Origin of the sequence: Cronobacter sp. EKM101R (assembly GCF_963888145.1) — a bacterium.
Classification (GTDB): Bacteria; Pseudomonadota; Gammaproteobacteria; order Enterobacterales; family Enterobacteriaceae; genus Cronobacter; species Cronobacter turicensis.
The window spans coordinates 1-1,903 of record NZ_CAWPHW010000027.1 but is presented as its reverse complement, the minus strand read 5'-3'; the positions used below and the strand labels follow the sequence as shown (position 1 = coordinate 1,903).

The 1,903-nt window shown below is 45.6% G+C and carries 3 protein-coding genes; 1 reads left to right on the top strand and 2 read right to left on the bottom strand.

Annotated features, from left to right (window positions below; all coding sequences use genetic code 11):
• Window positions 1-87 precede the first annotated feature (87 nt).
• Window positions 88-354 (bottom strand): transcriptional regulator, encoded by a 267-nt coding sequence (locus tag AACV31_RS15065; RefSeq protein ID WP_165157208.1) that lies wholly within the window; start codon window positions 352-354, stop codon window positions 88-90.
• Between the two features lie 106 nt (window positions 355-460).
• Between AACV31_RS15065 and AACV31_RS15060 the strand changes: the two genes are divergently transcribed.
• Window positions 461-859, top strand: a complete 399-nt coding sequence (locus AACV31_RS15060) for a helix-turn-helix domain-containing protein (RefSeq protein WP_255491450.1) — start codon at window positions 461-463, stop codon at window positions 857-859.
• Between the two features lie 210 nt (window positions 860-1,069).
• Here AACV31_RS15060 and AACV31_RS15055 read toward each other — a convergent pair whose 3' ends face one another.
• A complete protein-coding gene (locus AACV31_RS15055) occupies window positions 1,070-1,453 on the bottom strand; it encodes a hypothetical protein (protein WP_166337120.1) in 384 nt (127 codons plus the stop codon).
• Window positions 1,454-1,903 lie beyond the last annotated feature (450 nt).

Below are 1,903 nucleotides of genomic sequence, written 5' to 3'. Positions count from 1 at the left end.
TGGAAATAAGCTTTCGCGATCTCCGCTGCCGGGATTTTTCTGGCTCCGGCAGCCATAGCCCAGGTGTTCAGGGCATCACAGATGTGCTTATGCATGATTTTCATTAATCAAACTCCGTTGTGCTTTTGTAATATCCTGTTCAGGAATTCCACTGGTTGGGGTTGGATGCAGATCGGGACGCAACTCATGCGGGGTTACTCCCGTTAGCTGGTAAATCTGAATCAAGCGACCAGCGGGAACGCGCCCCTGATAGCGATGAATCCAGCGGCTTAAAGAAGAAGGCTTAATTTCAAGGGCTTCAGCTAAACGGCATTTTCCACCGGCTGCGCTAATAGCCTTATCGAGTCCTGTCATAGACAACTCCAGATTATCCAAAAGACAAACAATATTGAGCCTTTAGCTAACTGTTGTCAACACACAGCTATTTCCAATTATCTAGCCAGTGGCTTAAAATCGAAGCATGAGCAAAAACACACAAACCACATCTGAAGAGCCACGTAATGAACTGGCAGTTCGATTAAGTGAGCTAATGGCAGTAAATCATTGGTCGCGATCAGACATGGCCAAGATAGCGGACGTCAGCCCTACATCTGTTACCAACTGGTTTAAACGAGGCACTATCAGCAAAGAATCAGCAGCGAAACTAGCATCAGCATCAAGAACTTCGCTTTCATGGATATTGACTGGGGTCGAGGAAGGGGGGGGGGTTTTCTCTGCCGATGAGCTTGAATTGATTGATGTCTACAGAGAACTCCCTCCTGTTGAGAGGCGCAATATGTTGTCGGCATTTCAGATGAGACTACAACAACTCAAAGAGTTCTACGCCAACTATGCAGACCCAACTACCCGCCAAAAATAAATTCCACTAAAAAAACAAAAGGATACCGCCAAAAGGCGGTTTTTTTTGCATTTTTTATTCAACCAAAGGTTGACCATGATTAGCTTTAGGCTCAATATAACCCCATCAAAGCACAACGGTGCGACAGGTAACAAGTTCCGCCACCCCGGCGTTAAGGGGAAAAGAGGTAAGCATGGATAACAGCACGCTCATGGAAAAGGCATACGAAGATTACTTTGAAAGCCTTACTGAAGGTGAAGAAGCCATTAGCTTCAACGAGTTCAGGCAGGCACTATCCGGCAAGACAAAAGCAAACGACTGATGGGGTTTACGATGGGCGAGACCGAACTGAAATGAGTCCTTAATCTCACAGACCACGATTCGTGGATCAGGCCGGATTTGTTGAGCAATATTTTTGGCGAGATGGCCAACGTAAGAGACTGATTCAGTATCACTTATGTTATAAAACACATATTCAGCATCGGGTAGATTAAAGAAGTCATCGCTACCAGGAAATCTGGCAAATTGATAAAAACCATGTGCTTTCATTTTTTCATGTAAAGCGGTGTAGTCTGCGGTTTCAGAATTACGTAATTCTACGCGAACAGAAAACATAAGAAGATTTATCCTTACTGGTTGTGTGGAAACTCCAGTATACCACCTCGCCTGACGTGGCTAAAAGCAGGCACACAACATGAAGCACACTCCATTCTTTTCCGTAATGGGACTGGTGTGTTAACGCAAACGGAGGAGTGTGCTTCATATTGTTGTGAATGCGGCTAAGCGCACGCGGGGAAGGCTGGTGTATGTTCTCCTTTTCAGTGCAAGCCCCGTCTGGTATTCGGCCTTGACCAGACACCGGGAGGCACCCGGCACCACAATATTCATTGCTGTGTGTAGTCTTTTGCCCGCTTTCGGGCGGGCTTTTTCTGACTGCACGCTCTTCGTAAAAATATATGGGTATAAAAAGACACTGTTTTTGTACGTCTGAATTTAAACGAGGAAATAAAATGACAGGTCAGCATTATGGAACGCTGGAAGTAAATCGCGGATGTGTTAAACCCG